Here is a 6,283-nt window from a genome sequence, read left to right as displayed (position 1 = left end):
CGCGGCGCGCCCCCCCCCGCCCCCCCCCCCCCCCCCCCCCCCCCCCCCCCCCCCCCCCCCCCCCCCCCCCCCCCCCCCCCCCCCCCCCCCCCCCCCCCCGGGATCCCACGCGGCCCCGGTGGAAATTCGGTCGCGGGGCGGCGCGCGATTCTCTACCGTTGATCTCGGCCGTAGTCAAGGGGCGCGCCGGAATCTCCGGCCCGCGTTCCCCGTGTCGGATGCGGCACGCCATTCAGGTTGGCGCAGACCTCATAAGTCTGTCGGGGTTCGATTCCCCTCCAGTGGTGCGACCTGCCCGGTCGTCCGCGGTGCCGCGGCTCTGCGGGCTCTCCGTCTCCGGACGGGGGATGCCCCCGCCGCGCTGCCGTGACCGGGCAGGCCGCGTCCACGCGCCGACGATCAACCGGGGGAAGGAGTGTCACGATGCACACCACCGTGATGGAGTGGCAGCGCACGCTGCTGTACCGCGACGGCACGCTCGACAAGGTGCTCGGGCCAGGTCGGCACCGCTACGACCAGCGCCGGTGCACGCTGGTCCCGGTCGATATGCGACCGCGACAGCTGCAGGTGACCGGTCAGGAACTCCTCACCCGCGACGGTCTGTCGCTGCGCGCCAGCTTCGCCGCGCGCTGGGTCGTCAGCGATCCGGTCGCCTACACCGTAGGTGCCCAGTACCCGGAGTCGGTGCTGTACTCGGCCGTGCAGGAGGTCGCCCGCGACAAGGTCGCCGTGCACACCCTCGACGAGCTGATCGCCGACCGCGGCCTGCTCGCGGGCGCCGAGGAGGTGGCCGCGGCGGTCGCCGAGATCGGCATCGAGGTCTCGAGCCTGCGGGCGCGCGACCTGATGCTCCCGGGCGAGCTGCGCAAGGCCGCGCTGGAGACGGTGCTGGCGAAGGAGCGCGGCCGCGCCGACCTGGAGCGGGCCCGCGCCGAGGCGGCCGCCCTGCGGTCGCTCGCCAACACCGCCCGCCTGCTCGATGAGAACCCGGCCCTGCTGCGCCTGCGCACCCTGCAGGTGGCAGCCGTGCCCGGCACCACCGTGGTGCTGGACCCGCGCGACCGGGCCTGAGGATTCCGCCCGGCGGCACCCGTGCGTGCCGCCGGGCGGAATATCCGAGCTTCCTTGCGTTTCCCCGGCTTAGCCGGCGAGTTTGGCTGTCGCCCAGGCGGTTGCGGAGGGTCGGCCCGCGGCTACCCATTTCCAATAGTTGCGCCGCACGTTGTTGTACAGGCTGGTGAGGATTCCGTTCGGAACGGCCGACAGGCCGACCATGCGGCCCTCGACGATCGCGATCTCGAGTTCGCTGTGCGGCGTGATACACGCGAGGTATCCGCTGCATTCGACCATGGGCCAGAATTTCGCGCCGACGGGCGCGTTGTCCGGCATATTGCACCAGTAACCCTCGAACTGGCGTACGAAAACCTCGCCGACGAACCGGCCGAATCTGTCTATCGCCGAACGGTTTTCCGGCGCGATCACGGCGCGGTGATCGGGAAAGGTCTTCCGTGCCGTGGCTATGGCGACCTGCAATCCCGTGAGTGTCCACGGATCATCGAGCATCGCGACCTGCGGCGCGTCGTATTCGAAGAAGGTCGAGAGCGCGGTATCGTTCGCGGACAACCATGCGAGATAGTGCGGCTCGTGCTGATCGGCCGGGTCGTGGTGCTGTTCGGCCTTGCTCAGAGCGTTGAGAGTTCCCATATTTCCCTCCGCAGTGCGTATGGCCTGGGATTTGCAGCGTATAGCGGAAAACGGCGAATCGGCGGGGTTGAAATCAAACAGCGACCTTGACCGACAACGACACTCGGCCCGCGACAGTTCGGACCAGGGCATCTCCCCGCTACTCCGCCGATGACATTCCGGTCTCGTTCCGGAATACCCGTGGTAATCGGAGGTCTGCGCCCGCGCGCCCTCAATAACGTTCCGTCACACGGGACTTCCGCGGTCCCCGTGCGGGTGCGACCGGCCAGCACATGACGGCCCGGGCCGTTGGACCTCCCACGACCTCCTCGTGCCCCGTGCGGACGGCTCTCTTGACTTGGGGTCGGGTGCCCCCAATAATCACTACGCGAGAGTAGAAATAATTCCTACTCCAGAGTAGAAGTGTGAACGGGGAGGCGTGATGGCGTCGTTGCGGGAGTGGTTGGCCCTGCCGAAGGTGGACCCGGCCGAGGACTACGGCTTCTTCGGGCCCGGCTCCGTGGCCTGGCGGGTGTGGAGCTACCCGACCGGGCTGACGATCGGTTTCCAGCGGGCGGTCGTCATCGAGGAGCTCGATCCGGCACTCGTCGCGTCGGTGGACGAGACGCATGCCATCTACGACCGCCCCCGGACCCGCTACGACCGCACGCTGCGCTACTTCGCGATGGTCATGTTCGCCGACAGCCGGTCGACGGCGAAGGTCGCCGACATCCTGGTGAAGATTCACTCCAAGGCCGTCGGCATCGACCCGGTGACGGGTAAGCAGTACGACGCGAACGACCCGCGGTCACAGCTGTGGATCCATCTGACCGCCTGGCACTCGATCCTCGTCGCGTACGAGAGGTACGGCCCCGGCCGACTGAGCGCCGCGGACGAGGAGAAGTACTGGGCGGAATGTGCCCGCGCCGCGGAGCTGCAGACCTGCGATCCGGCGGATGTGCCGCGCACCCGCGAGGGGGTTCGGCAGTACTTCGAGGAGATGCGGCCGCAGCTCATCGGGTCGGATATCGCGAAGAAGGCGATGCGCCACCTGTTGCGCGCCGATGTGATGCTGCCGCCGATGCCCCTGCCGGTCCGGCCGTTCTTCAAGATTGTCGCGGCATTCCTGCGGCGCGGCACGCTCGCAACGATGCCGCGATGGATGCGGGACATGGCGGGGCTGCCGACCAACCGCCTCCTCGACCTGCTCGTCACTCCGCTGTTGAGCGCCGCCTACACGCTGGTCGGTTTCAGCGTCCGGCTGGAACTGATTCTGCTGCGGCTGATTTCGCCGATGACGGTGCCGGTCGCCGCGCCGGTGTTGCTGAAGGTTCCCCCGGCGCGCCCGGTGACGATGACGCCGCGGCAGGCACAGGAACTCTACGGCTACGACATCCCCAGCCAGGCGCACCTCGAGCTGCGCGACAAGCAGCGGACGCGCGTGCTGGGCAGCGGACTGTCTCCCAGCGACGAAGGCATCATCGAATCTCAGCCCATGCTCGGCCGGATCGCCTGATCACAGGGGAATCGCTCACATGATCAGAGAATTTCTGGACCACCGGCTGAGCCTGCGCCAGATCCTGCACCTCGCGATCGCCGCGGCCGTCGTCCTCGGCCTCCCGTATCTCGGAATCGGGCTGTACTGGCTCTCGTCGCACGGCGACCACCTCGGCGATCTGCACGGCTTCGACAGGTTCGTGTCCATCGTCGGCGAGGTGCTCGCCTGGCCACTACTGATGTTCTCCGACATCACCCTTCGCTGAAGGAGCCCATGTCGGAGCCGGGCCGTCCGGCGGCTCGAGGGATGATTTCCGGGTGAGTGTCGAGCGGAAGTCGTCGGGCGTGTGGCAGGTGTCGCCGGAGGCGCGGGCCGGTCGCCGGCGTCGCAACGGCCCCCGGCTCCCGCCGGAGCAGCGGCGCGAGCAGTTGCTCGACGCCGCGCTGGCGGTCGTCGGCCGCGACGGCCTGGCGAATCTGACGATGCAGGCGGTGGCCAAGCAGGCCGGGGTCGCCAAGCCGGTGCTGTACGCGATGTATCCGACCGCGCCGGAACTGATCGCGGCGCTGCTGCACCGCGAGCACACGCGCGGAATGGCGCAGGTCTTCGACGCGTTGCCACCGCAGGACTTTCACGAGTCGGACCCGGATCAGGAGTATCTGGCAGCGGTCATGACGTTCCTGGGCGCCGTCGCCGCCGCCCCGCACCGGTGGCGGCTGATCCTCATGCAGCACGACGGCGCTCCCGCCGACTACCGGGATCTGCTCGCCGCCGCCCGGGACGGCCTCCTGGATCGTTGCGCACAACTGCTCGACGCCGGTATCGCCGTGCGCGGCGGCCCCCGGGACGCCGACATCGAACTCATCACCCACGTCATGCTCGGGTTCATCGAAACCCTCGGCCGCCTCGTCCTGTCCGACCCCGGCCGATTCCCGCCCGAGCGGCTGCGATCGACCGTCCGGGCCCTCATCCGGACGCTGCCGACCGGATCCGGCGACGCCACCGGTCCGTAAGCTGGTCGGGCGTGGCATCGGTGCCGTCCGGCGCAAAACAACTTGCCTCTCACCAGGGCAGACGTGCTAGAAGGGTGGACATGAAGGAGCAGGGGCGCAAGGCGATCGCCACGAACCGCAAGGCGCGGCACAACTACACCATCCTCGAGACCTACGAGGCCGGGGTCGCGCTGGTGGGCACCGAGGTCAAGAGCCTGCGCGAGGGCAAGGCGTCGCTGGTGGACGCGTTCGCCACCATCGACGACGGCGAGGTCTGGCTGCGCGGGCTGCACATCCCGGAATACGGGCACGGCAGCTGGACCAACCACGCGCCCCGCCGCAGCCGCAAACTGCTGCTGCACCGCCGCGAGATCGACAAGCTCACCGGCAAGACGAAGGAGAGCTCGCTGACGCTGGTGCCGCTGTCGATGTACTTCGCCGACGGCAAGGTGAAGGTGGAACTGGCGCTGGCCAGGGGTAAGCAGGACTACGACAAGCGCCAGGATCTGGCCCGGCGTACCGCGGAGCGGGAGGTGACGCGCGAGCTCGGCAGGCGGATCAAGGGTATGAGGTGACGTCGGTCCTGCTGGCGTTGCTCGCTGCCCTGGGCTACGGGGTCAGCGATTTCGTCGGCGGGGTCGCCTCGCGCCGGGTGGCGGCGCTGCGCATCGTCATCGTCTCGTATCCGCTGTCGGTGCTGCTCGTGCTGGGGCTGGCGCCGTTCGTCGGCGGCGACGTCGACACGGTGTCGATGGCCTGGGGCGCCGCCTCCGGGGTGGCCGCCGGGCTGGCCGTGTGGTGGTTCTACGCGGCGCTCGCGCAGGGGCCGATGGCGGTGGTGTCGCCGGTGACCGCGGTCCTGGTCGCCGGAATCCCGGTGCTGGTCGGGCTGGCCGGTGGCGAGCATCCGACGCCTCCCGCGCTGGTCGGCATCGGGTGTGCGCTGGTGGCGGTCGTGCTGGTGAGCAAGGAATCGCCGGACCGGGTGACCGAGGAGATCACCGGCGGGCGGGCGCTGCGCTTCACCCGGCACGTGGCGCTGCTGACCGTCGGGTCCGGCGTGGCGTTCGGGCTGACGTTCACCTTCCTGCACGAGACCGGCTCCACGGCCGGGCTGTGGCCGCTGGTGGCCTCGCGGCTCGCGGCGACCCTCGTCGTGTGGACGGCGGCCCTGGTCAGCGGCCAGTTCCGGGCGCCGCGGGGCGAGCCGCTGCGGCTGGCCTGCTACGTCAGCGTGCTGGATGTGATCGCCAACGTGGCCATGCTGTACGCCTTCCACGGCTCACTGTTGTCGCTGGTGAGCGTGATCGGCTCGCTGTATCCGGCGGCGACGGTGCTGCTGGCGATGGTCCTGCTGGGCGAACGCGTGGGTCCGCTGCAGCGGATCGGGATGGTGCTGGCGCTGGGGTCGGTGGCGTTGATCGCCGTGGCGTGAATGCCGGTGCGCCGGAAGGGGTGTCGAGCGTCGACGGCACGCTGGTGCGGGTGGGGTGGGAATGAACCGGTGGGGGAGGGTGTTATCATGAACAGCCCGGCCGCCAGCCGGGAAACATCTGGATCGATGAGTACGGGGCTGAACGGTTTCGACTGCGTACGTCGATTCAGGGGAAGCGTGTCGGTGCAGGCAGGAGACCACCGTAAGCGTCGCTGTAACCAAATAAGCGCCGAGTCTAATCAGCGCGACTACGCTCTCGCTGCCTAAGCAGTAGAGCGTGTCTGTCAGCCCGGGTTCGCCCTCGACCCGGCCCCTGGCATCAGCTAGAGGGCTCACCGTCCGCCTCGGTCGCGGAGTCGGACGGGACACCCAACAGCGACTGGGATCGTCATCTCGGCTGGTTCGCGTGACCGAGAGATCCGAGCAGAGGCACAGCGAACTGCACACGGAGAAGCCCTGAAGAAGCGGCGGAGGACCCGGGTTCGATTCCCGGCAGCTCCACGGAGAAGGGCCGGGGCGGGAGCAGCGCGGCAGGATGATAGGGGGGGGTGTGCGCGGGGGGGGGGGGGCCCCCGGGGGGCGTGGCGGGGGGGGGGGGGGTCGGGGGCCCGGGCTGGGGGGGGGGGGGGGGGGGGGGGCCCGTGGGGGGGGGCACCGGCCGGGGTGGCGGTGGCG

General features: G+C 69.6%; 7 protein-coding genes and 1 other RNA gene. 7 read left to right on the top strand and 1 reads right to left on the bottom strand.

What is annotated here, in order from left to right; genetic code table 11:
- Positions 1–423: 423 nt before the first annotated feature.
- Positions 424–1,071 (top strand): slipin family protein, encoded by a 648-nt coding sequence (locus tag QH290_RS23680; protein ID WP_280385175.1) that lies wholly within the window; start codon positions 424–426, stop codon positions 1,069–1,071.
- Between the two features lie 69 nt (positions 1,072–1,140).
- Here the strand turns inward: QH290_RS23680 and QH290_RS23675 are convergent, their stop codons facing one another.
- Complete coding sequence (locus tag QH290_RS23675) at positions 1,141–1,836, bottom strand: hypothetical protein (RefSeq protein WP_280385173.1); 696 nt, start codon at positions 1,834–1,836, stop codon at positions 1,141–1,143.
- Between the two features lie 289 nt (positions 1,837–2,125).
- Between QH290_RS23675 and QH290_RS23670 the strand changes: the two genes are divergently transcribed.
- The 6 genes from QH290_RS23670 (at position 2,126) to ssrA (ending at position 6,112) form a co-directional block, all read left to right on the top strand.
- Positions 2,126–3,199, top strand: a complete 1,074-nt coding sequence (locus tag QH290_RS23670) for an oxygenase MpaB family protein (protein ID WP_280385171.1) — start codon at positions 2,126–2,128, stop codon at positions 3,197–3,199.
- A 19-nt stretch (positions 3,200–3,218) separates the two neighbouring features.
- On the top strand, positions 3,219–3,446 hold the full coding sequence (locus tag QH290_RS23665) for a hypothetical protein (RefSeq protein WP_280261750.1): 228 nt from the start codon (positions 3,219–3,221) through the stop codon (positions 3,444–3,446).
- Between the two features lie 52 nt (positions 3,447–3,498).
- Positions 3,499–4,194, top strand: a complete 696-nt coding sequence (locus tag QH290_RS23660) for a TetR/AcrR family transcriptional regulator (protein ID WP_280261752.1) — start codon at positions 3,499–3,501, stop codon at positions 4,192–4,194.
- Between the two features lie 80 nt (positions 4,195–4,274).
- Positions 4,275–4,748: an SsrA-binding protein SmpB gene (gene smpB, locus QH290_RS23655; protein ID WP_280261754.1), complete on the top strand. Its 474-nt coding sequence runs from the start codon at positions 4,275–4,277 to the stop codon at positions 4,746–4,748.
- The gene (locus QH290_RS23650) at positions 4,745–5,608 is read left to right on the top strand and encodes an EamA family transporter (protein WP_280261756.1); all 864 of its coding nucleotides are present in this window, start codon (positions 4,745–4,747) and stop codon (positions 5,606–5,608) included. The genes smpB and QH290_RS23650 overlap by 4 nt, the downstream gene beginning before the upstream one ends.
- A gap of 134 nt (positions 5,609–5,742) precedes the next feature.
- Positions 5,743–6,112, top strand: a transfer-messenger RNA (tmRNA) gene (ssrA, locus tag QH290_RS23645).
- Positions 6,113–6,283: the final 171 nt, after the last annotated feature.

The sequence above is a fragment of the Nocardia wallacei genome (assembly GCF_029869545.1).
Classification (GTDB): domain Bacteria; phylum Actinomycetota; class Actinomycetes; order Mycobacteriales; family Mycobacteriaceae; genus Nocardia; species Nocardia wallacei_A.
This window is presented reverse-complemented; position numbering and strand designations above follow the sequence as displayed.

Coding starts and splice junctions, on each gene's coding strand:
- QH290_RS23675 (WP_280385173.1), bottom strand. CDS start 1,836: ATGCCCTGGTCCGAACTGTCGCGGGCCGAGTGTCGTTGTCGGTCAAGG.
- QH290_RS23680 (WP_280385175.1), top strand. CDS start 424: ATGCACACCACCGTGATGGAGTGGCAGCGCACGCTGCTGTACCGCGAC.
- QH290_RS23670 (WP_280385171.1), top strand. CDS start 2,126: ATGGCGTCGTTGCGGGAGTGGTTGGCCCTGCCGAAGGTGGACCCGGCC.
- QH290_RS23665 (WP_280261750.1), top strand. CDS start 3,219: ATGATCAGAGAATTTCTGGACCACCGGCTGAGCCTGCGCCAGATCCTG.
- smpB (WP_280261754.1), top strand. CDS start 4,275: ATGAAGGAGCAGGGGCGCAAGGCGATCGCCACGAACCGCAAGGCGCGG.